Raw genomic sequence first — 22,764 nt, 5'->3', positions numbered from 1 at the left:
ACTCTCGCCGTTTACACGAAGTAAGAAATCCGCTTGCGGTTTAAACATCGCAGGATCCACTTGGTAGTGAGCCTCCACATGCTCTTGAGCCAGAATAGGCTCACCCGCTGCCACCTGACCAATCAGAGGCAGGCCCTGATCATCGTTTGCAGCTTCTTCAAGCAGAATACGGATCCCGCGAGATGCACCCGGAATAATTTCAATCGCTTGCTTACGAGCAAGTGCTTTTAGGTGTTCCTCTGCAGCATTTGCAGAGCGGAAGCCAAGCTCACGCGCAATCTCAGCACGAGTTGGTGGCATTCCGGTGTCATCGATTTTACTTTTGATTAAATCGAAAACTTGTTGTTGGCGTGGCGTTAACGGCTTCATGTCTCACCTGTCTTTTTATACAGTTAACTGTGAGTATATCCAGTAAATGGTTAAATGGAAACCCAATTGGTTGTTTTTTAATTTATTTGCTTGGCTTACTGAAGTTATTCATCACTCTTTCCGTCATAAACGTTTAAAACAGCACGCTTAAAGTGAAGCAAGTAAGAACAACAGCTCGGGTGTTTGGCTAATTCATGTTCAATAAAATTAAAAGGTTCGACCAGTTTCTGTTATCCTTGCTGCGCTTAAATTTTATCGCCTAGGCTTATTTCTATTGCCGTCCCCCTTTTCTCTCAAGATGGGCCATGCGGACACAGAAATAAGCTAGGGCCTGTTTGAATACCTATCGAGGCTGTGAACTTTATGTCTTCTGGACAATCATTTTCACGTTCATTACTAAAACTACCTTTATCGGTACTGGTAAAGGGCACCACAATCCCATCGAATCCAATTGACGATCTTGATATCGATCTGGCTAAGCCGATTGTGTATGCCTTGCCGTTCCGTTCGAACGTGGATTTGCTGACACTGCAAAAACAAGCCATGAGCCTTGGTCTGCCAGACCCGCTCAGTCCATTGGAAATTAATGGCAAAACACTCAACCGTTACGTCTTTATTGCTGCTCGCCCAACGGTGATGGGAAGTGACAATGACGTGCCGACAGAATCTGACTCTCTCTTTACTGAGTTATTAGAGCTGCACAAACTGGACAGCGAACTTGATGTACAAATGATCCCAGCGACCGTGCTATGGGGACGCAAACCAGGTAAAGAAGAGAATACTAAACCGTACCTTCAGCCGATGAATGGTCCACAGAAAGCCAAAGCAGTCATAGCATCTGGTCGCGACTGTTTAGTGCGGTTTAGCCCAGTCGTATCTCTGCGCTACATGGCGGATGCCCATGGCACAGACAGCGCGATTGCACACAAACTGGCACGAGTGGCACGTATCCACTTCTCTCGCCAAAAATTAGCCGCATCGGGGCCCAATCTACCACAGCGTCAGATACTGTTTGCGCGTTTACTGAAATCACCAGCGATCGAACTAGCCATTGCAGATGAAGCGAAGAGCAAAAACATCTCGCTCGAAAAGGCACGCAAAGAAGCCCATGACATCATGGACGAAATCGCTGCGAACTTCTCTTACGGCCTGGTGAAAAGGGGAGATCGTATTCTTGGCTGGCTTTGGAATAAGCTTTACCAGGGCCTGCACATCAACAATGCCTCTACCGTACGTCGTTTAGCACAAGATGGTCACGAGATCGTCTATGTACCATGTCACCGTAGTCATATGGATTACCTGCTGCTTTCGTACGTGCTTTACAACGAGGGCATGGTACCACCGCACATTGCTGCGGGAATTAACCTTAATTTCTTCCCGGCAGGTCCGATATTCCGCCGTGGTGGAGCTTTCTTTATCCGCCGCAGCTTTAAAGGCAATAAACTGTACTCAACGATTTTCCGTGAGTATTTGGCCGAGCTGTTCGCTAAAGGCTACTCCGTAGAGTATTTCAGTGAAGGTGGCCGCTCTCGTACTGGTCGTTTACTGCAAGCCAAAACAGGTATGCTGGCGATGACTATTCAAGCCATGCTACGTGGTTTAAACCGTCCGGTAACACTGGTGCCGGTTTATATCGGTTACGAGCATGTAATGGAAGTCAGTACTTACGCTAAAGAACTTCGCGGTAAGCGCAAAGAAAAAGAAAATGCCGGTTTGGTGCTACGCACGCTACGTAAACTGCGTAACTTTGGCTTGGGCTACGTCAACTTTGGTGAGCCAATCCAGCTTAACCAATACCTTAACGAGCATGCTCCGGAGTGGACCAAAGATATTGATCCGATGGGAAGCAGTAAACCACAATGGATGAATCCTGTGGTGAACGGTCTGGCAAGCAAAATGATGACACACATTAACGATGCCGCCGCCGCTAACGCACTGACACTCTGTGCAACTGCCTTACTGGCATCTCGTCAGCGCGCCTTATCTCGCGATTCTTTGATCAGCCAAATTGAATGCTACTTGAAGCTGCTGAAGAACAACCCGTATTCCAGTACTTCAACCATTCCAAATGAAAGTGCAGAAGCACTGGTTGATCACGCTCTGTCTCTTGATAAGTTTGTGATTGAAACCGATAGCATGGGCGACATCATCTCACTCGACCGTAACCAGTCGATCCTGATGACTTACTACCGCAACAACATCATTCACTTGTTTGCACTTCCATCACTGATCGCTCAGACGATTATTCGCCAGCGTAATGTCACCGTGGAAGCCGTTCAGGAAAACGTTGCGCAGATCTATCCGTTCCTGAAGAAGGAGTTGTTCTTAAGTTATCAGGAAGATGATTTGAATGAGCTTGTGGTGAGAGTTCTTAATGAGTTTGCCGAACAGAAAATGATCTACCTTGATGGTAATAAGCTGGAGATCAACCAGTCCAACAACCAATCATTGGTTCTGCTAGGTCGCACGATTAATGAGACACTGCAGCGATACTCCATCGCGATGAACTTGTTGGTCGCGTATCCGGAACTAGGTAAGTCAGACTTGGAACAAAACAGTCAGGATATCGCTCAGCGCCTGGGTCGATTGCACGGCATCAACGCTCCAGAGTTTTTTGATAAAGGTGTATTTAGCGCAATGTTTAATACCCTGAAGCAGCAAGCGTATCTGGACAATGATGGGAACTGCGATACCGAAAAGACAGAAAAATTCGCCAAGCTGTTGTTTACTTTGCTCTATCCAGAAGTGAAGCTCACCATCGAAGAGAGTATTCACCAACTGCAGGCATAGCAACGTAATACAAACAAAAAAGGCATCCCATCGGATGCCTTTTTCATTTTTAGAATGTCTACCAAAACGCGACCAATAAGCCGATAGCGATGACCATGCCGACATAGTTGTTGTTAAGAAATGCCCGAAAACATAAATCGCGCTCACGATGACGAATCAAATGCTGCTGATAAACAAACAATGAAGCGGCAATCAAAATCGTCCAGTAGTAGCTCTGACCTAACTGGTAAAACTGCCCTAGCCCAACCAGCATTGCTAAGGTTATCAGTTGCAAGATGCCGATGATTAGCTTGTCATGACGACCAAAAAGAATCGCGGTCGATTTGATACCGATTTTCAAGTCATCATCACGATCAACCATGGCATATTGGGTATCGTAGGCAATAGTCCACAACGCATTAATCACAAACACAAACCATACGATCAACGGCAGTTCACCTGTTTGTGCCGCCCACGCCATAGGGATAGCCCAACTAAAAGCCAGTCCAAGAAACAGTTGCGGCAGGTGGGTATAGCGCTTCATAAACGGATAAATGAAAGCGAGAACCACACCAGCAAACGAAAGCTGAATCGTCAAAGGATTCATCGTCAGCACCAATAAAAACGAGCTGGCGGCCAAGACCAGAAACAGGCCCATCGCTTCTTTCGCCGAGACTTTACCCGATGGCAGAGGACGCTGCTTAGTCCGTTTCACGTGACCATCCACTTTACGATCAGCAAAATCGTTAATCACACACCCTGCACTTCGCATTAGAAATACGCCTAACACAAACACAAGCAAGACATCCCAACTCGGCACCCCCTGAGCAGCAATGACAAGTGCCCAAACGGTTGGCCACAGTAGTAACAGAGACCCAATTGGTCGATCCATTCGCGTCAGTTGCCAATATGCTTTGGCTTTTTCTGCGGTCATTTACACGCTCTCCTTAGCGTAAATAGGTGAATGTGATAAGAATAACTCGGCAACTAACATCGGTTTGTGATTCATCCACAACCTTGAGCGTCGCGCTAAAAATTCGCCTTGAGGCAGCTTTACCCAACCCATTTGCAGTGAGTCTCGCTCTACGTTATCCGCACTAAATACAGTTAGCCCTAGAGGAATCTCTCCTTGTTCAGCCAAGTCGTACTGCTGATCCACAAGCGTCGTGCATGGAATGAGCGTACGTCCTATAACCCAAGGACTGTCGTCACCACACAAAACGACCTCTCGTAACAGGCAATCTTGCTCAGACAATAACTGACTTTCATCCTGTTTCAATGTATCGGCAGTGACAATTTGATTTTGTAGCAATTCCACCGTCAGAGCCTGGCAGTGCTGCTTTAAACGACGTGACAAAGACCCTTGCTCTTCAAGCCAATGCTTGGACAATTCATTTGGAAATTCAAATTCTTCGGGCTTTTGCCACTCTACTTCCAATAAAGAAGCAAGATAGAGTGATGTTGACTGATTCATACTAGTATTCAATTAGAGGCTTTATGCGTAAAATAAAGCAACAACTTACCGTCTTACTGAAACCGTAAGTTCATTATTTGTTGTAGACGGTCTATTGTACCAAGACTGAAGCGATTCGAATATCGCGATCCAGAGAAAGAAAAGTTAGAAATATGTACAAACGTTATATAGCCCAAATTATTTTTGCGTTAACCATGCTTGTCTCAACACCAATCTGGGCTGAAACGGAACAAACTGGATCTCAGTTGGCGTACTTCACTCTAGAGCCAGACTTAACCACCAACTTTTATACCACAGGAAAAAAGTTAGGTTACGTTCAGGTGCGTATTGATATTATGGTCATGAGTCAGCAAGACCTAGCGGTAGTGGAACATCATCAACCATTGATTCGCGACGCCATCATCGAACTGCTTGGCAAGCAGACCGAAGATACCATCAAGTCGCTCTCTGGTCGGGAAGATTTGCGTAAGACCTTGGTAACGAGCTTAAACGAAACTCTCCTGCCAGAAACTGGGAAAACCGTTATTGCGGATTTGTTGTTTACCAAATACCTCTATCAGTAAACACAACGAGCACAACAACGAAAAGACCGCTTCTCAGCGGTCTTTTTATGCCTCAAGCTTTCTGCTGGTACTTCATTTTTCCGGAATCAAACAGCGCAATCGCCATTCCCGAAATCAAGCCCACCAAGTGCGCGGTATTCGCTATCGCCATAAACGGCTGGACGAAACCCAGTACTAGCCACACCAACATAAACACGATGATAGGTTTTGGTAGCGTCAATCCAAGATGCGGTAAACGATAACCCAATACCCATAGATATCCGAGCAACGCATAAACAACGCCAGACAACCCACCAAAGTTCGCACCTTCAACATAAAATTGCCCTGCGCCCGACAAAGCTGCCGAAACAACAAAGATTTGCAGTAATTTTCCGGAACCGAGGCGACGTTCAATATCACCACCCAGTTGCCACCACCACAATAAGTTGAAGATGATATGAGTTGCGGAGAAATGCAGCAGAGCATGACTCAGCCAACGCCATAGTTGCCACTGTTGTCCTTCAAGCGCGGGGAAATGCAGTGATGCAAACACGCCCCGTCCAAAGCCAATCATTTGCAAAATGTAGATAACGACACACACTGCCATGATCAATAACGTCACCGGTCCGGCTTTCGCTTTGACCATACTCATGATGCTTGGACTTGAGTAATGAAATTGACTCTTGCGAGTATCGGCAACGTTCCACGAAGCGGCGCTGTATTTGGAATCGGAAGGGTTAGCCAAGAAATGTTTTAGCTCAGCTTCTGCCTCGATTTCATGTTGGCTATCCGTCAGCCATAGCGCAAACTGTCCCTGACCTTCGGGCATCATCTGAATTTCAATATGACGAGACGCCATATAATCGATGAAAGCCTGTGCCATGCGTGGGTTATTTAACGTTACCAATCTCTTCATTAACTTCTCACTATCGGTAGCTCGGCTCGTTGCCAGGCTTCAAAACCACCATCGACACTGTACACTTGCTCAAAGCCTTGATTAACCAGGTATTGCGCCGCACCCTGACTACTAATGCCGTGGTAGCACATCACAAGTACTGGCTGCTCGAACTCCACATCGTCCATGAAAGAGACGATCGAGTCGTTGGTTAAATGAAAGGCTGACTCTGCATGCGCTACGGCAAACGATTGAGGGTCACGGATATCTACAAGTTTTGCTTCGCCCTGCTCGAGCAGTGCTTGTGCACCTTGCACATCGATATGCTGAAACTGATCCATTTACTTTCTCATTGTCTTATTAATATACCCAAATAACCTAGTAACGTGCGATTGAGCCATTATCACAATGGTAGCCGAGGTTCTGCGTCATAAAGTCACTTGGGTATATGCTGCCATTGTAACCTATCCAACGCTAAATTTAGACACAAGAATTATCCGGGAATTTAAAAGTGTACACATTACAACCACATGTGGATAAAGCTGTGGATTGCGTTGATAAAGTATATTTTGATCTTTTGATCCACAATATGTAGTGATGATCTTGATCTAGCTGTGTGTATATTACTAACTATCCCCAGCCTGAAAAACGCCTGAACGCCTTATTTTTCCCCGCTTTCGAACAGTTGATAAATAATTACTTCACAGAGTTATGCACAGGTAGCACATAAAATTTAGATCGCAAACGTTATCGACTTTCGATCCAAAATAAAAAAAGCCGAGATCACATGATCTCGGCTTTCTATGAAAATTTGCTTTTGTTTAGAAGCTAGCGTTAGAACTCACCAACGGCCAGTTTGAGCTTCTTCATTGCATTCTTTTCTAACTGACGAATACGCTCGGCAGATACTCCAAACTCATCAGCCAAATCCTGCAGTGTGGCTTTCTCGTCATCTAACCAACGAGAACGCACAATACGCTGACTACGCTCATCCAAACTTGCCAATGCATGTCCAAGACGATTGTTGGTATGCATTTCCCAGTTTGCTGCTTCAACGTTATCAGCAACATCTGACGATTTATCTTCCAGATAAAGCATCGGTGCTGTGTAGTTGTTTGAGCTGTCGTCTTCGTCGGTTGGCATATCGAATGTAGAGTCGACGGCTGCCAGACGGGATTCCATCTCACGAACTTCTGAAGGCTCAACACCTAATTCACGAGCAACGGTTTCTACTTCGCCGTTATTGAACCAACCCAGACGCTTTTTCGACTTGCGCAGGTTAAAGAACAATTTACGTTGTGCTTTGGTCGTTGCGATCTTAACAATACGCCAGTTACGCAGCACGTATTCATGGATCTCAGCTTTAATCCAGTGGACCGCAAAAGACACCAAACGCACACCCACTTCTGGGTTAAAACGCTTAACGGCTTTCATTAGGCCAATATTGCCCTCTTGCACTAAGTCTGCCATTGGCAAACCGTAGCCTGAGTAGCCTCGAGCAACGTGAACAACGAATCTTAGGTGTGAAAGGATCAGCCCTTTCGCCGCTTCAATCTCACCCTTATAGTGTAATCGTTCAGCCAGCTCACGCTCTTCATCTACCGTCAGCATTGGGTAGCTGTTAACGGAGCGAATATAGCTATCTAGGCTATCTTGCGTGACTAGAGCCATCGGATACGCTTCTTTTGTCATTCAATTCCTCATCAATCTCTGATCTGGAGCATTACATTGCAATTTAGCTTCGATATCTTGAACTCAAAATGAACAAGTTTCAAGAAGGGCGAGCAATTATCCATAAACAAGTGTTCTATACAAGAGGTACAAATTAGCTTGTGCTAATAAATTCCAAGTATAAGACCACCATCACTTAAACAGGTTCAATTTCTTTTAGGTGACGCTGCGCAGAAATACGTGCCGCGATACAGCCTAGCAAGCTACCCGTGATGATGAGCAGTAAAGACTCATCCCAGTTTAGACCATTCAAACGGAACTGGCTGTCATACAATGCCGCTAAATCTTCCACCGCACTGTTCATGACGAAAGTCATCACTGTCGTTACTAACCAAGCGATGGTTGCGCCCAACACTCCGAACCACATTCCAGTATACAAATACGGGCGAAGAATAAAGCTGTCAGTAGCGCCAATCAGCTTCATGGTTTGAATCTCTTCTTTGTTCGCCAACACATTGAATCGTAGTGTATTACCAACAATTAAAAATACCGCGCTGAGCATAAGTACCGAGAGTGTAATAACGATAATACTGGCCAGCGTTTTGATGGCATCAAGTCTTGCCAGCCAGTCCTCATCGAGTCGGATATCGGTAACATCTCGCTGCTTGCGAACCTCTTGTGCTATCGACTGAATATCGCTTTTTAATTCAGAGTCCGGTGTAATCACCAGCACTCCCGGCAGTGCATAACCACTTAATAAGCTCAGCGCCTGATCAAACCCCGCGTATTGGCTTAGATCGGTTAAGCCTTGTTGCGGCGAAATATACTCTACGGCTTTAACCAGAGGCCAGGTTTCTATTTCATCCTTGAGCACCATCACGCGAGCATCAGGCATACCTTCTACTAAGTAAGCACTAACTTGTGATGGTGATGCGACATCTTCTGCCGCACCTGCGACATTTTTACCTAATAAGTACAAACAGGCAGGCATCGCCAGTGCGATTGAAACCACAGCCAGCGTTAAAATGTTGCCTAAAGGTCGCTGCCATAGTGCAGAAAAAGACGCTTTTGCCTGTTTAATATGAATAGAGAAAAAACCATCGGTATTGGCTCGCTTAGCACTGCTACTTTTACCTTTCTTTTGCGAGATCTTTTTACCTGCCATAGTCTTGTACCTCGCTTAGGAAACCTTGATTCAATTCAAAATGACGATATTGTGGGCGAGTGTTTACTAACCCGATATCGTGCGTAGCAAGTAGGATGGTGACACCAGCACGGTTAAACTCTTCAAACAGTCGCAGTACTCGGTTAGACAACTCGGGGTCAAGGTTACCCGTAGGTTCATCTGCCACCAGCAAGGTTGGTCTATTCACGACCGCACGGGCAATCCCAACACGTTGCTGTTCACCGCCTGAAAGCTGACTTGGCAAACTACGGGCTTTATCGAGCAAACCGGTTTTATCTAACGATGCCGAAACGCGACGTTTAATTTCATTTTCAGAAATCGACTCGATACGCATCGGCAGTGCGACGTTATCGTACACACTGCGATCCATCAGTAAACGGTGATCCTGAAAAACGATGCCGATATTGCGGCGCAGAAACGGGATGTCTCGATGAGCAATACGAGTGATGTCATGATCATTAAAATGAATGGTTCCATCAGTCGGACGCTCTATCGCACAGATCAGTTTCAGCAAAGTACTTTTACCAGCCCCGGAATGCCCGCCTAAAAACGCCATCTCTCCGCGCCTCAGGTGAAAATCAACTTTTTGCAGTGCTTGTCGACCACCTCGGTAAGCTTTACTCACTTGCTGAAATTTGATCACCCTGATTCCCTCTAACTTAAATTACTCTTCACGGCTGAACAGTGCGTCAATGAACTCTTGAGTTTCAAAAGGACGCAAATCTTCGATACCTTCACCGACACCAATGTAGCGAATTGGGATACCAAACTGATCAGCAATAGCGAAGATGACGCCACCTTTCGCTGTACCATCCAGTTTAGTTAATGTAATACCAGTGATAGGTGAAACGTCACTGAAAAGCTTCGCCTGGCTGATCGCATTTTGACCCGTACCGGCATCAAGTGTCAGCATGATCTCATGTGGTGCAGAGTCATCAATCTTCTTCATTACACGAATGATCTTGCGTAACTCTTCCATCAAGTTCGCTTTGTTTTGCAGACGGCCTGCCGTATCCGCGATCACCACATCCACACCACGTGCTTTTGCCGCTTCAATCGCATCATAGATGACTGAAGCACTGTCAGCACCAGTATGTTGAGCAATCACAGGAACGTTGTTGCGCTCACCCCATACTTGAAGTTGCTCTACCGCTGCCGCTCGGAACGTATCGCCAGCAGCCAACATCACTTTCTTACCCTGATTCTGGAACTGTTTTGCCAACTTACCGATCGTCGTAGTTTTACCCACACCGTTTACACCAACCATAAGAATAACGTATGGCGTTTTACTCGTATCGATTTCTAGAGGCTGTTCTACGTGAGATAGAATGTCTGCCATCTCTTCTTTCAATAAACCATAAAGGGCTTCGCCATCTTTAAGATCGCCACGAGACGCTTTTTCTGTCAGATTGTTGATGATTTTTGTTGTGGTATTCATACCTACATCAGCGATAAGCAGTTGCTCTTCCAGCTCTTCGAAAAGGTCATCATCGATTTTTTTACCGCTGAACAGGCCAAAGAAACCTGCGCCAATATTGGCTTTGGTGCGGCTTAAGCTACGCTTTAGACGTGCAAAGAAGCTTTCGGTTGGTTTTTCCTGCTCTTGAACGCGAGGAACAACTGGCACTTCTGCTTCTGCTTCTGCTTCTGCTTCTGCTTCTGCTTCTGCTTCTGCTTCTGCTTCTGCTTCTGCTGGGGCAGCCTCAGCCTTTTCAGGCTCGTCTTCAACTGTGTTTTTTTCTTCTGCTTGCTCGGCAACCTCTTCAGTCGGTTGCTCTTCGGCAGCCGATTCCACCGCTTCTTCTTTTACTGTTTCTTCAGTTTTTGGTTGTTGGCTTTGCTCTTCATCACCAAAACCTAGCCACGAAAGTAATCCGCGCTTCTTTTTTTCCGTCATCTGGGGCTATCCTAGATTATCTTTTTATCTATTAATGACTCTTTTTTGACAAGATTATTATCCGTCTAAAAAAGGCGAATGACAAAGGTGTGAAAACTTTTCAACTAGGTGAATCTAATCTTATTAGTGTTACACTCTGCCATCTTGAATATTCTGGGCTGTATCCAAGCTCAATGCTTGGGCGATTGGGTATAGTATCACTTTATTAGCGGTCAAAAAATCTATGGTAAGACGTCGCCAGCAAAACTCATCACAAAAAAAGCCAACAACGGGCTTCGTTCGTATTATTAGTGGCTTATGGAGAGGCCGAAAACTCCCTGTTCATGACGCTGAGGGATTACGTCCAACCACCGATCGCGTAAAAGAAACGCTATTTAACTGGCTGTCGCAAGATGTGCCGCAAGCAAAGTGTCTCGACTTATTTGCCGGTTCTGGCGGTTTAGGCTTTGAATCGGCTTCGCGTCAGGCTGAGCAAGTAACGATGGTTGAACTGAACCCACAAGCCTTTCAGCAGTTGAAGAAAAACGTAGCATCGTTAAAGGCAACCAACATTGAGGTGGTGAATACCGACGCACTGAGCTTTTTAAAGCAACCAGGCACGCCGCATCATGTGGTCTTTATCGATCCACCATTTCGCAAAGGCTTATTGGATGAAACCGTGAGCTTGCTAGAACAAAACGGCTGGCTTGCTCAAGATGCCATGATTTATATTGAAACCGAGAAAGAACTGAATATTATCGACCTGCCGGAAAGCTGGCACCTGCATAGAGAAAAAACCGCAGGTCAGGTCAGTTACCGTCTGTACGAACGCACGTCCGTGTAGTGCCACAATTCAAAAGGATACCAAAATGAAAGCACTAATCCTCTTAGCTAAAGCGGCCATCGCCTTTGTTTGGTTGGTCTTGATCATCAACATTGTTATGCCGTTCCCGGGCAATGCCGCGATTGCGCTCTACATCATGACAGCGTTCCTATTCATCATGCATGGTTTGCAGATGGCGATTTTCATCGGCGCATTTGGCGATAAAATAAAGATGAGCAGTTGGGAGAAATACTCCATCCTTATTTTTGGTATCTTTGCTCTGCTCGACATTCGTCGCAAGCACATGATGTAAACACCAGATAATAAAACAGCCGCTCATCTGAGCGGCTGTTTTGCATTAGTAGTCAGTAATTATTTAAAAATGCGTTGTATTCACTGAGTGACCATCTTCGTTGATGTTCGATCACCAACTTACCTTCAGGCACTCTTCTCCCAGCAGATAGACATTTAGCGCGGTTTAGTGATTACAGACACGTGCCATATTAGCCACAAACTTACCTTCTAGCTCACGAACTTTATCGCTTTTTAGTAAAAACGCGAGCAATGAGTCTAAGTCCAGATCATTCAGTTTACATGTGTCAAAACGTACATCTAAGCCGAAATGCGCAGCAAGCTCTTCACGAGTCATCGGGGTTTCATTAATCAGGTTTAACAGGTCATGCCCATGAATGTTACTCATCGTCAACTCCAGTCATCAAATTGGATACAGCCAGTGTACGGATTTCAACCCGCGCTGCTTTGATTTAGGTTAGTAAAACCGACTAGTAAACAATCGAAGCCACGATAAGTGCATGTGCCATGAAATAGCTCCCGCTCACCCATACGTAGGCACGTTTCATCGGCTTACGGTAACCATGAATCGCATAAGCCAGCGCTGAGTAGGTCATGATCAAGGTCCCACTAAATCCGATAGCATTGGCGTAACTCGGCGACTGGAGCCAAACCTCCCCTGCGGCCCAAGCCAACTGCACAAGCATCATGCCCATAATCACCACAGGAAAAACCAACGAGTCGAGTTGTGGTAGCAACAAAAAGAACGCCACGATACTGGCCGCCAGCAATAACGCCAATAGCCACCAGATGATATCTCCGTTTAATTGCATCCAGAACGATTTGCTGTAGCACACTTGCGCTACTAGGTATCCACAGAAATAAATCAGCTTACGAGAACGAAACGAATGTAACGTATCAGCAATTATCGACACGCCCAAACCACCAGCGACCCAATAGGTGTAAGCCGCCGGCGTACCTTGAGTTAATACCAGAACAAGAAGGAGTAGCAGAGTAAAGATTTTAAATACGAGAGATTGCGTTGGATTGGCTTGCTTTGCCCCCAACACGGAATACATACCTGATAGCCCTATAGCCAGCCAACTCCACATGCCGTACATACCTTTTACTTAAACTCGCCGCTAGTCTAGGTAGACCGATGTTGATGTAAAGACACAATCTGCGAAAGTTCGATCTCGCTAGCGATTCGGGGCATTTGGCCTTCTGTTTAGAATCACTAAATGTCACATCAAATAAACGCATTCCACTTATAGCAAAGTTGCTAACTATTCAGCCAAGATGACTACTCCTCAGCCGATACGAGCAAAGAACAAACACAAAAAACAAAAGTATCACTATACGCCGTAGAATGCGCCATTAACCTTATCACAGCTAATAGAAGCGACCAGGATCGCACTTATAACCAGCCAGTAAAACAGCCACTAGCATACATTAAAGCGATTGAGTTCAATAATATATAACAACTTAAACTCATAAAACCAAGGTTCACTCTATCGTGGCACGCTAAACCCTTTTGGCAATAAAGTTTTCTCACTACATAAGAAATTCCTCTTTGAGCTTCCATCTCCCCACCTTCCATTGAAGCAAAACAAACTGGGTTTTCTCAATTTTTAAGAAACACAGACAACATAAAGCACCAACCACACCCCTGAAACAAAAAACAATATTCAAACATTATGTAAGACCTTTCTTACAATTTAAAATCATACACTTACACCAAAAAATACCAACAAAAACTCAAACCGAACACTTTGAATACAGCGTAAAAAACACAGTCTAATTGGTCAAAACAAGGTTAAAACAGGTTAGTTAACTGTAAGTTTTAAAAACTTTTCGCCAGATACGTTGATCAAACCCGAAAAATGGTGCTATATTAAATGCATAGAGTTCATCAAGATTAAGGGGTAGTGTTATGATTTCATCTTCTCAAAAACAAGGGCTGGTAATGATTGCAGTGGTTGTGGGTTTAATGACACTGCCAATGATGTACTAAGCTACTGATTAAAAATAAAAAAGGACGCCATTGCGTCCTTTTTTATTTCTTGAAATTACCCCTACTGTATATGCTCAGACAGTATGTCCCAATGCATATAGTAGAAACCAAGCGCAGCAAGCGTGATCAACACCATCAACAAAATTGCGGCTCGCCAGATAAAGCGCGAACTTCTTGGCGTCAGTTCTTTTTCACAATCATCGCATACTGACAGAAAATGCTTTCGATCATCGAGCTGAAAATCTTCTTCGTGGACAATCTTATTCCTCACCGTAGCGATATAACGCAGCTTTGCAATCACATCATGCGGTAGCCGCTCTTCACAACTATTAATGAGCTGATGCAACCCTTTTCCTTCTGCATGATATTGAGTACGCAAAAGTTTTTCGATCGTTCGGGTACGTATGACTACTTTTTCAATATCTGACATCGTCACCCTCCTCACAAGACGCTTTCTTTATTATTCATTTTACTCTTCTACAAATTTAGAGCTTTTTCGAGCAGTTAAGTACTACTTTCAATTCAAACTGTGTCCTTGTGCGCATATAAAATGTGAAGTGCGCCGAATAAAACTTCACCATATTTTGATGGATCACGAATCCTTTACCTCAACACATCGTTTATATGGCGAGATCTGTAAAATGGAGCCTATTGAAACACTGGAGATCATCATGCCAATTCCACTTATTCTGGCTCTTTTTGCCCTGATAGCACTAGGAGCCTGGGTATTCTTTCGCTTTTACAGCAAACACTATGTTGGTGAAGATGCCCCTGAGCAATGTGTCCAAGTAACCATTTTAGACAAACAGGCCATCGACATTCCGGATGCCAAACCGGGAGAAGATGATCAAGAGTACTGGATTTACGTTCAGCGTGGCCGTATTGGTCCTAAGCGTGAATTCCAAATCGGTGTTCACTATTACCACGTACTCAACCCGGGTGATAAAGGAAAGCTGACTTACCAAGGCGATAAGTTTCTCCATTTCGCCCTGAAGCCGTAAATTAAGGCAGTAGCCAGCGAGTCTTGGCCGAACGAGAGAACAGATAACTCATCGCTAAGGCTCCGGCACCACTTAATACTATCCACAGAGGGATCACCCACGCCGGATGCCCTTCATACCAACCAAACTCTTTCATTGGCCACAAAAAGATAGGATGCAGTAAATAAATACCCAAGCTGTGCTGGCTGATAAAGCTCACCACTTTTTGTACCTTAGGTGATAGCCCTTCGCCAAAATAACGTGCCAACATAAAAATCATCGACGCCGCTAATATCACGTTAAGCGTTTTATATGACAACCAGCGTCCGACGGTGTATTTCTCCGCGTCCAGACTGTTTGTCACCACCATCGTAAAGGTAACCACCAATGCGGCAATACCCAAGCCAGTAAACAAAGTGACGTTCGAGCGGTTCAAAGGCAGCTTTTGGTACAACACATAACCCAGAGGCAAATAGCCCATATAGAGCCACATTTGATTACTCCACGGCCCGTCTATCTTGAACAGGAATAAAGTACTGGTGAACAACCAGAATGCCAGATAGGTATACAAAACATTATCGTCGACATTACGCACCATCCACTGAAACAGAGGGATCACAAAATAGAGCGGGATAAAATAATAGAAAAAGCCTAAGTGGTAATACGTTTCATGGTGAACACTGTTACTCAATACTGCTTTGACCGTTTCAAAATCAAAGCCTTGAGCCGTCCACCCCGATAAGTAAGCGTAAAAAACCGACCACAAAATAAAAGGAATCAGAACCTTACCCAAACGCCTTTTCAAATAATACCTACCATCAAATGGCCGGGTATCGGTGAGCATTAACGCACCTGTAATCAGAATAAAAACCGGTACCGCCCATCGGGTTGCACTATTGACTCCCACCGCCGTGAGCCACTGATCGAACGGAATGACCCCTAATTCATTTCTATATGGCGCTAAGACGTGAATAGCGATCACTGCGACTGCCGCCACACAGCGCAATAGATCAAAAAACAGAACCCTTTCTCTCATACATCTTCCTAAACTGAGTCACTTATCGTTTGTTTATAGCATAGGGTAAATTCCTGGCAGAGGAATGCTTAACAAGCTGTTTTTGCTTATTTTTAACTCAGCAAAGAGTAACAGCCAACTTTAATCCATCGCGATGACAGCAAAAAAATCAGGAAGAAGGACTGAATGAACCATACCGAGACAAAAAAAGGGCTCCATAGAGGAGCCCGATACGAAGTGAGTGAGGACGCTTAAGCCGTCACTGTATTGGCTTTCGGCAACTTGATTGAAATCAGTGTGGTCAAAGCCAGGAAGGCAAAAGATACCCATAGACAAGCAGCTAAACCGGCTGCCTGATAAATCCAGCCTGACAGGACAGTACCTATCAAGCGTCCCATCGCGTTAGCCATATAATAGAAGCCCACATCTAGTGAGACACCATCACCTTTGGCATAGCTGACAATCAGGTAGGAGTGAAGCGAAGAGTTAATCGCAAATACCGCGCCAAAAATCATCAAGCCAACTACAATCACGAGTTGTGGCTGCCAGCCAACCTGAACACCGTAAGCGATGCCAGCAGTGATGAAAGCCAATACCCCAGCCCAAATCAGCGCTGCACTGCCATCAGGTACGCGACCTTGCGCTTTACCGGTAATGCGCGGGGCAAAACCTTGAACAAAGCCATACGCAATCACCCAGGCCGCTAAGAAGCCACCGACCCACAAGTGATCCCAGCCAAAAACGCTGCCGAGGTAGACTGGCAGAGCAACCACAAACCAAACATCACGGGCTCCGAACAGGAACATACGCGCTGCAGACAAAATATTCACTGATTCTGATTTAGAGAAAATATGGCGAAACTTGGGTTTGCTTTTCGCTTTGCCCATATCGGCTTCCAGCCAGATCATGCTACAAACAAACACCACTGCCAGAACGGCAGCCATAATGAACATGGAATTTTGGAAACCCACCCAAGACAGCAATAAGCCACCAATAAAGAATCCCGCACCTTTGAGCGCATTCTTCGAGCCAGTCAAAATAGCCACCCATTTGTACAACGCACCTTGTTGTTCATCGGGGACTAAGGTTTTAATGGCACTCTTCGCACTCATTTTGTTGAGGTCTTTAGCAATACCTGACAGTGCCTGTGCCGCCATCACCCAAGGGATAGTCAGCCAAGCATTTGGCACAGCAAGCATCAATAACGCAAAAACTTGCATTGCTAAGCCAATATTCATGGTTTTGTTCAGGCCAAGTCTCGCACCTAACCAACCACCAATCAGGTTGGTGACCACGCCAAAAAATTCATAGAAAAGGAACAGTGACGCAATCGCCAGGGTTGAGTAACCCAAGTCATGAAAGTAAAGCACCACCAGCATGCGTAACGCACCATCGGTAACCGTAAAGTTCCAATAATTGAACGTCACTAACATGTACTGACGAATGCTTTTGCTTAGTTGTGAAATCATTTTGACCTCAGATGTACAGCAATAAAAGCATTTGGATCATGATGTGCCAAATACTGTAAAACCTGAACACCAATAAGTTTCTATCGGCACTGGTACAAACGTGCAAGCTCAATAGCCTTTCAGAGAAAAACTAATAAGACCATTTAAATCAGCTAGATAAGATTAATTTGAATTTAATTAATGTATTCAAAATAGATGCTAAGCTGACTTAACTAGAGCTTTTGGATCATGATATTCCAAAAGCTCTATAAGCTGATCAAGCACTCTGTGCTACGCGCTCGATGTACTCAATCTGCACGGGTTTAGTGAACGCACCAGGACGCAAAGCCTGCACTTCACGCACGATATCGTCGAGCGCCCACTCTTTCTCAAGCAGTATATGCGCAGCCAAAAGACCAGTTCGCCCGGAGCCGCCCATACAGTGCATGGCAACTTTACCGCCCTCGGCAAGAATGGCGTGTAGCTCAGGACTCGCGTGCTGCCATTTCGTCGCAAACACCTCATCAGGCGCACAATCGTCTTCGATCTCGATTTGGAACCATTTCATACCGAGTTGCCGAGTCACTTCACCCAGCTCTGATACATTTTTTGATTCCAGCTCTGCGTTATCCAGAGCTGTCACTACCGCTTGAACTCCCTGTTCTTGTAGCTGCTCAAGTGATGCTTGTAGCGCAACATCTTTGGTGCCCGGGCACGGTGTTAATACCAATGCGCCCGACTCTAACGCCAATTGCCATGTAGGATGAGACATAGTTAAACCTCTTTATGCCAGACCAACGTTACGTACCAGCTCTGCTGTACGTGTTGCGTAACCCATTTCATTGTCGTACCACGCGTAAATCTTCACCATGCGTGAGCCCACGACCATGGTTGATTGTGCGTCGACGATGGTAGAGCGCTGGTCGCCTTTGTAATCAATCGATACCAATGGACGCTCTTCAAAACCAAGAATGCCTTTTAGTTCACCTTCAGACGCTTCTTTCAGTAATGCATTCACTTCTTCTGCTGTGGTATCACGCTTAACATCGAAGATGATGTCAGTCAGAGATGCATTGGCTAAAGGAACACGTACGGCATGACCGTTAATTTTGCCTTTCAGGTCAGGGAAAATTTCCACAATCGCAGTCGCACTGCCTGTCGTGGTTGGGATAAGGCTCATGCCACAAGCGCGAGCACGACGAAGGTCTTTGTGTGGCGCATCCAGAATAGTCTGTGTGTTGGTCAAATCGTGAATGGTTGTGAAGGAAGATTGCTCGATACCAAGTTTCTCATGAATCACTTTCACCACTGGCGCAATACAATTGGTAGTACAAGATGCCGCGGTCACGATACGGTGTTTTTCAGGGTCAAAGATATGGTCGTTCACACCCACAACGATGTTGGCAATACCTTCTTCTTTCACTGGCGCACTGACGACAACGCGCTTAACACCTTGGTCAAGATACTGATCTAAGTACGACGTTTTGCGATGCACACCCGTTGCTTCAATCACAACATCACAGCCAGACCAATTAACGGCATCGATGTCTCGCTGCTGGGTAGTGATGATACGCTTACCATTAATGATCAGTTCGTTGCCTTCGACCTGAACTTCATGGTGCCAACGCCCCTGAACGGAATCGAACTCCAGCAAATGCCCTAGCGTTGCCGCATCACCAGCGACATCATTGATCTGAACAAATTCCAATTCAGGCCAGTCAAACGCCGCACGCAATGCCAAACGGCCAATTCGGCCAAAACCGTTAATTCCTACTTTAATCGTCATAATTTTCCCTTCAAATCTTCTGCGTTGAAATATTTATCCGTTGTGTGCTGTTAGCAGCAGGCCTCACGATTTTTATCGTGCAGGCGCGAAATATCTTGCTGGTACTCTTGCTTCAAACAGTTCGATGCCACTAAGTCGTGAATCACTTTTCTCATCCAACCTGGCAACTCTTGTGACAATTGGTAAAACACCCACTGTCCCTGACGCTTGTCCACTAAGATTCCATTGGATCGTAACTGAGCAAGATGACGAGAAACTTTCGGTTGGCTCTCTTGAAGTGCAAACGCTAAGTCGCCCACACAAACCTCGCCTTCACGAGCCACCAGCATTAAACACCGCACGCGCGTCTCGTCAGATAAAAGTTTGAAAAACTGATGTGGAAGCATAGTAAATATACCTATATATGGATATGCGTATATGTTTATTTAAAACCACGACAGCGTCAAGAGCTCTGCCCTCAACGTCATAAAAGTTTAATAATGGAAAAGCTAGGCGTTAGCGACGCTCTGACTCCATCGAACGGCTTCGCCCAATGAAGACTGTACGTGCTCGAAACAAAGACCCAACTGATTAGAAAACTTTTCCACGCCGGACCAATCCGCACGTTCATAGCATTCTTCCAGAGAAATAAGTGCTCCGTATTCCCCTTTTCGATGCAGCAATGCTTGTTGAACAGGCTCACTGAGCGGTAATTGCTTAATCAGTGCTTCTGGAGACAGATCGAGTATGGCATCGAGAATCGACAATAAGCCGACCATAAAGCCTTGCTCATTCAGATGAGAAAATGGATGGTGACAAGACATCAATTGGCAGAATTGCGCTCGTTGCAGCGAGAGATTGAACAACTCTCTCGGTTTGTTGGCCGAGATATAGGATGCAACAACCAGCGAGACAAATTGCTTGAGGTTATCCTGACCAAGGTAAATCAGAGCCTGACGAAACGAACGGATCTCCACTTCCAGTTTGGTCGCCTGCATATTCACAAAACGCAGCAGTTTGTACGACAATGTCACATCTTGAGTGATAATACCTTCAATGCGCTGGAAGTCTGGCTCCGGAACACATACTTCACGAAATAACTGCAGTGCGACAACTTGTTCCGGGCTCACGTAACGGGTTTGAGAAATCAGTGGCTTACTGAAAAAGTAGCCCTGAAAAAACTTGAATCCCGCCGCTTTCGCCTGATTAAACTCCTCCTCTGTCTCTACCCGCTCCGCAAGAAAATGATATTTGACCCGCCGCGCTAACTGCGTTTTGACCAATTCACAGGCCGCTTCTAGCCCCATCGCCATAATATCCAGCTTTATAATGTGCACGTATGGCAAGAAACGTCGCCATTCTGGTGTGAGGGTAAAATCGTCCAATGCGATCAGATAGCCCTCTCGATATAGCTCTCGAATGGCCTCAAGTAACTCATCGGTGGGCTGACAAGTTTCTAAAACTTCGACGACGATTTTATGTTTCGGCAAGCTGTGCGGTAAACGGCGCAGTAAACTCTGATGAGGGAAGTTGATGAAACATCGTGATGATGTAATCACCGGGTTTAACCCGACGGATAAGAAGTTTTCGACAATCAGTCGGTATGTTGCTCGGTCTGCATCAATATGAGCAGGGAACACATTGCGCTCCCCATCCCGAAACAGCAGTTCGTAGCCTAGCGTTTGCCTTTTACGATTAAAGATCGGCTGGCGAGCGACATACGTGGTATTCATACTAAAAACAACCTAATAATGAGTGCATTATGATTTTGCTGCTGCTAATAGTGCACCACAGCCCATAAACATAGAACCAAAGACTTTATTTATGTTTGCCATAATTTTATCCGAACGAATAAAACGGCCCATCTTAGCGGCCAGTGAGGTGTAACCAAGCATCACACAGGAATCCACCGCAACCGTTGTCACACCTAGTACCAATAACTGAGTTAACTGGTCTTTACTTGGATCAATAAACTGTGGAAATAACGCCACCAGAAAGACAATTGATTTCGGATTTGTCAGATTAATTAGGATAGCTTTGTACATCAGTGAAGTGGCAGACCGCTCTTTTTGACTCTCTGCTGGAGCCAAACCTGAGGTATCACGCCATTTCTGAAAACCCAGCCAGACAAGATAAGCCGCGCCAACCCATTTGATAACCGTAAACGCCGTTGCCGATTGAGCCACCAGCGCGCCAATACCAGCCCCTACCATCGCTATGTGAATGGCTAAGCCAATTTGCAAACCGATGATCGCACCGAGAGACTTGCGAGTCCCATAACTCAGACCATTGCTGATGGAGTTTACCGTACCAGAGCCTGGAGCAAGACTAAAAACGATGGCTGTAACCAAATAGGCAAACCAAACATGGGTATCCATTGCATTTCCTCACTAATTCTTCGATGATACATCGCGTCTACATGTATTTTCAGGTAATCGACTAATGGCTACTCACCATTCACCTACGACTTATACTCAAGAGAACTTGTTTGAGCAAGCAATAGGTGGTCCGATCGCTGAACTCTGGCAAAGTCGCCAAGAAGGCTTTGTGAAAGGGGCAGAGAAAAAGAAGATCTACTGGTGCAAGCTCACCCACCCTGAACACAAAAAAGCGGTGCTGGTTGTTAATGGACGAATCGAGTCTTCCTGGAAATACCAAGAACTGTTTTATGATTTCTACCGCCAAGGTTACGACGTTTACTCATTTGACCACCGTGGGCAAGGATTATCCGACAGGCTACTAGAAGACTCGGACATGGGTCACGTCTACGACTTTGCAGACTATGTTGAAGATATGGACATAGTGATAAAAAAGCACGATCTTAGTCACTACGAGCAATGTTTTATCGTCGCGCACTCCATGGGCGGTGCCATCGCCACTCGTTATCTTCAAACTCACCCGAAGCATCATTTCACAGGGTTGATTTTAAGCGCGCCAATGTTTGGCATTAATCTACCTTGGTACCTGTCTCCCATCGCCTTACCAGTGACACAAATTCTGTCGGCGGTATCCACACTGCCACGTTACGCACCAGGCCATCAGCAATACGTTCCTAAGCCGTTTGAGGATAATCCCCTCAGCCAGAGCTATGATCGTTATCATTGGTTTCGTGGACTCTATTCAGATATGCCGGAGCTACAAGTTGGTGGACCAAGTACCCGCTGGGTATGGCAAGGACTGATAGCGGCCAAACAGTGCTTTTTGTTAACACGCCAGGTCAAAATACCCGTATTGCTTATTCAGGCAGGACAAGACCGTATCGTCAGCAATCTCGCCCAGAAACGTTTCATCGATAAGCTGAGTAAAACCAATCCGAATACTGAGTTGCTGTCAGTCAAAGGGGCTCATCATGAAATTTTGTTCGAAACCGACAAATATCGGAATCAGGCACTGGACGCCATTTTTCGTTTTATGCAACAGCCAGAGTCTTCCTCCGAACCCAAAAAGTAGTCAGTCGCCGAATAAAAGAGGCGTGCTTTATACGTTCCTGTTCTCAGAGCAATTAAAGAGGAAATGTATACCAAGCGATTTACCCTCTTTTTTATCCCTATTTTGACGTAGACTGATCAGGCTTGTTCGGCTTTCAACCAAGATGTAACCCAGAAAGGTGACTAGCCCTTTAAGTTCCCCCTAGCATTCGGAGCGG

At 45.5% G+C, this 22,764-nt stretch carries 25 protein-coding genes; 6 read left to right on the top strand and 19 right to left on the bottom strand.

The window, feature by feature from the left end; translation table 11 throughout:
- Positions 1 to 369: transcriptional repressor LexA (gene lexA / locus RXX31_RS22575; RefSeq protein ID WP_317591908.1), on the bottom strand; the 369-nt coding region annotated here is incomplete at its 3' end.
- Positions 370 to 732: 363 nt separating this feature from the next.
- Here lexA and plsB point away from each other — a divergent pair.
- Positions 733 to 3,159 (top strand): glycerol-3-phosphate 1-O-acyltransferase PlsB, encoded by a 2,427-nt coding sequence (gene plsB, locus RXX31_RS22570; RefSeq protein WP_317591907.1) that lies wholly within the window; start codon positions 733 to 735, stop codon positions 3,157 to 3,159.
- Between the two features lie 58 nt (positions 3,160 to 3,217).
- On the opposite strand, the gene ubiA is transcribed toward plsB, so the two are convergent.
- Positions 3,218 to 4,072: a 4-hydroxybenzoate octaprenyltransferase gene (gene ubiA, locus RXX31_RS22565; protein WP_317591906.1), complete on the bottom strand. Its 855-nt coding sequence runs from the start codon at positions 4,070 to 4,072 to the stop codon at positions 3,218 to 3,220.
- Positions 4,073 to 4,612: a chorismate lyase gene (locus tag RXX31_RS22560; RefSeq protein ID WP_317591905.1), complete on the bottom strand. Its 540-nt coding sequence runs from the start codon at positions 4,610 to 4,612 to the stop codon at positions 4,073 to 4,075.
- A 152-nt stretch (positions 4,613 to 4,764) separates the two neighbouring features.
- Between RXX31_RS22560 and RXX31_RS22555 the strand changes: the two genes are divergently transcribed.
- On the top strand, positions 4,765 to 5,175 hold the full coding sequence (locus tag RXX31_RS22555) for a flagellar basal body-associated protein FliL (protein ID WP_317591904.1): 411 nt from the start codon (positions 4,765 to 4,767) through the stop codon (positions 5,173 to 5,175).
- A 52-nt stretch (positions 5,176 to 5,227) separates the two neighbouring features.
- On the opposite strand, the gene glpG is transcribed toward RXX31_RS22555, so the two are convergent.
- The 6 genes from glpG to ftsY form a co-directional block, all read right to left on the bottom strand.
- Positions 5,228 to 6,070, bottom strand: coding sequence for a rhomboid family intramembrane serine protease GlpG (glpG, locus tag RXX31_RS22550; protein ID WP_317591903.1), 843 nt, complete (start codon positions 6,068 to 6,070; stop codon positions 5,228 to 5,230).
- Positions 6,070 to 6,390, bottom strand: coding sequence for a thiosulfate sulfurtransferase GlpE (gene glpE / locus RXX31_RS22545; protein WP_014233309.1), 321 nt, complete (start codon positions 6,388 to 6,390; stop codon positions 6,070 to 6,072). The genes glpG and glpE overlap by 1 nt, the downstream gene beginning before the upstream one ends.
- Before the next feature lie 493 nt (positions 6,391 to 6,883).
- Complete coding sequence (gene rpoH / locus RXX31_RS22540; RefSeq protein ID WP_014233310.1) at positions 6,884 to 7,741, bottom strand: RNA polymerase sigma factor RpoH; 858 nt, start codon at positions 7,739 to 7,741, stop codon at positions 6,884 to 6,886.
- A gap of 175 nt (positions 7,742 to 7,916) precedes the next feature.
- Complete coding sequence (ftsX, locus tag RXX31_RS22535) at positions 7,917 to 8,885, bottom strand: permease-like cell division protein FtsX (RefSeq protein ID WP_317591902.1); 969 nt, start codon at positions 8,883 to 8,885, stop codon at positions 7,917 to 7,919.
- The gene (gene ftsE / locus RXX31_RS22530) at positions 8,875 to 9,549 is read right to left on the bottom strand and encodes a cell division ATP-binding protein FtsE (RefSeq protein ID WP_317591901.1); all 675 of its coding nucleotides are present in this window, start codon (positions 9,547 to 9,549) and stop codon (positions 8,875 to 8,877) included. The genes ftsX and ftsE overlap by 11 nt, the downstream gene beginning before the upstream one ends.
- Before the next feature lie 21 nt (positions 9,550 to 9,570).
- On the bottom strand, positions 9,571 to 10,803 hold the full coding sequence (gene ftsY / locus RXX31_RS22525) for a signal recognition particle-docking protein FtsY (protein WP_317591900.1): 1,233 nt from the start codon (positions 10,801 to 10,803) through the stop codon (positions 9,571 to 9,573).
- A gap of 223 nt (positions 10,804 to 11,026) precedes the next feature.
- On the opposite strand from ftsY, the gene rsmD reads away from it, so the two are divergent.
- Both rsmD and RXX31_RS22515 read left to right on the top strand, forming a co-directional pair.
- On the top strand, positions 11,027 to 11,626 hold the full coding sequence (gene rsmD / locus RXX31_RS22520) for a 16S rRNA (guanine(966)-N(2))-methyltransferase RsmD (RefSeq protein WP_317591899.1): 600 nt from the start codon (positions 11,027 to 11,029) through the stop codon (positions 11,624 to 11,626).
- 25 nt (positions 11,627 to 11,651) lie between these two features.
- Complete coding sequence (locus tag RXX31_RS22515; RefSeq protein WP_317591898.1) at positions 11,652 to 11,918, top strand: DUF1145 domain-containing protein; 267 nt, start codon at positions 11,652 to 11,654, stop codon at positions 11,916 to 11,918.
- A 165-nt stretch (positions 11,919 to 12,083) separates the two neighbouring features.
- Here the strand turns inward: RXX31_RS22515 and RXX31_RS22510 are convergent, their stop codons facing one another.
- The 3 genes from RXX31_RS22510 to RXX31_RS22500 all read right to left on the bottom strand — a co-directional run bounded on the left by RXX31_RS22510 (position 12,084) and on the right by RXX31_RS22500 (position 14,340).
- A complete protein-coding gene (locus tag RXX31_RS22510) occupies positions 12,084 to 12,305 on the bottom strand; it encodes a YecH family metal-binding protein (protein WP_317591897.1) in 222 nt (73 codons plus the stop codon).
- An 82-nt stretch (positions 12,306 to 12,387) separates the two neighbouring features.
- Positions 12,388 to 13,008, bottom strand: coding sequence for a lysoplasmalogenase (locus RXX31_RS22505; RefSeq protein ID WP_317591896.1), 621 nt, complete (start codon positions 13,006 to 13,008; stop codon positions 12,388 to 12,390).
- Positions 13,009 to 13,971: 963 nt separating this feature from the next.
- Positions 13,972 to 14,340, bottom strand: coding sequence for a DUF4145 domain-containing protein (locus RXX31_RS22500; RefSeq protein WP_317591895.1), 369 nt, complete (start codon positions 14,338 to 14,340; stop codon positions 13,972 to 13,974).
- A gap of 241 nt (positions 14,341 to 14,581) precedes the next feature.
- Here RXX31_RS22500 and RXX31_RS22495 point away from each other — a divergent pair, with 241 nt between their 5' ends.
- Positions 14,582 to 14,911: a DUF2500 domain-containing protein gene (locus RXX31_RS22495; protein ID WP_317591894.1), complete on the top strand. Its 330-nt coding sequence runs from the start codon at positions 14,582 to 14,584 to the stop codon at positions 14,909 to 14,911.
- Position 14,912: 1 nt separating this feature from the next.
- On the opposite strand, the gene RXX31_RS22490 is transcribed toward RXX31_RS22495, so the two are convergent.
- The 7 genes from RXX31_RS22490 to rhtB form a co-directional block, all read right to left on the bottom strand.
- The gene (locus tag RXX31_RS22490) at positions 14,913 to 15,926 is read right to left on the bottom strand and encodes an acyltransferase (protein WP_317591893.1); all 1,014 of its coding nucleotides are present in this window, start codon (positions 15,924 to 15,926) and stop codon (positions 14,913 to 14,915) included.
- 230 nt (positions 15,927 to 16,156) lie between these two features.
- Entirely contained in the window at positions 16,157 to 17,374 is a 1,218-nt protein-coding gene (gene arsJ / locus RXX31_RS22485) for an organoarsenical effux MFS transporter ArsJ (RefSeq protein ID WP_317591892.1), read from the bottom strand.
- Positions 17,375 to 17,630: 256 nt separating this feature from the next.
- Positions 17,631 to 18,125 carry a cyclin-dependent kinase inhibitor 3 family protein gene (locus tag RXX31_RS22480; RefSeq protein WP_317591891.1) on the bottom strand — a complete coding sequence of 165 codons (495 nt, stop codon included), beginning with the start codon at positions 18,123 to 18,125 and terminating at the stop codon, positions 17,631 to 17,633.
- Positions 18,126 to 18,137: 12 nt separating this feature from the next.
- On the bottom strand, positions 18,138 to 19,139 hold the full coding sequence (locus tag RXX31_RS22475; protein WP_243975375.1) for an ArsJ-associated glyceraldehyde-3-phosphate dehydrogenase: 1,002 nt from the start codon (positions 19,137 to 19,139) through the stop codon (positions 18,138 to 18,140).
- Between the two features lie 50 nt (positions 19,140 to 19,189).
- The gene (locus tag RXX31_RS22470; protein WP_317591890.1) at positions 19,190 to 19,525 is read right to left on the bottom strand and encodes a metalloregulator ArsR/SmtB family transcription factor; all 336 of its coding nucleotides are present in this window, start codon (positions 19,523 to 19,525) and stop codon (positions 19,190 to 19,192) included.
- A gap of 102 nt (positions 19,526 to 19,627) precedes the next feature.
- Entirely contained in the window at positions 19,628 to 20,851 is a 1,224-nt protein-coding gene (locus RXX31_RS22465) for an EAL and HDOD domain-containing protein (RefSeq protein ID WP_317591889.1), read from the bottom strand.
- Positions 20,852 to 20,878: 27 nt separating this feature from the next.
- Positions 20,879 to 21,496 carry a homoserine/homoserine lactone efflux protein gene (gene rhtB, locus RXX31_RS22460; RefSeq protein WP_317591888.1) on the bottom strand — a complete coding sequence of 206 codons (618 nt, stop codon included), beginning with the start codon at positions 21,494 to 21,496 and terminating at the stop codon, positions 20,879 to 20,881.
- Between the two features lie 64 nt (positions 21,497 to 21,560).
- On the opposite strand from rhtB, the gene RXX31_RS22455 reads away from it, so the two are divergent.
- The gene (locus RXX31_RS22455; protein WP_317591887.1) at positions 21,561 to 22,568 is read left to right on the top strand and encodes an alpha/beta fold hydrolase; all 1,008 of its coding nucleotides are present in this window, start codon (positions 21,561 to 21,563) and stop codon (positions 22,566 to 22,568) included.
- Positions 22,569 to 22,764: the final 196 nt, after the last annotated feature.

The organism is Vibrio sp. EA2, from assembly GCF_033042495.1.
GTDB lineage: Bacteria > Pseudomonadota > Gammaproteobacteria > Enterobacterales > Vibrionaceae > Vibrio.
This window is presented reverse-complemented; position numbering and strand designations above follow the sequence as displayed.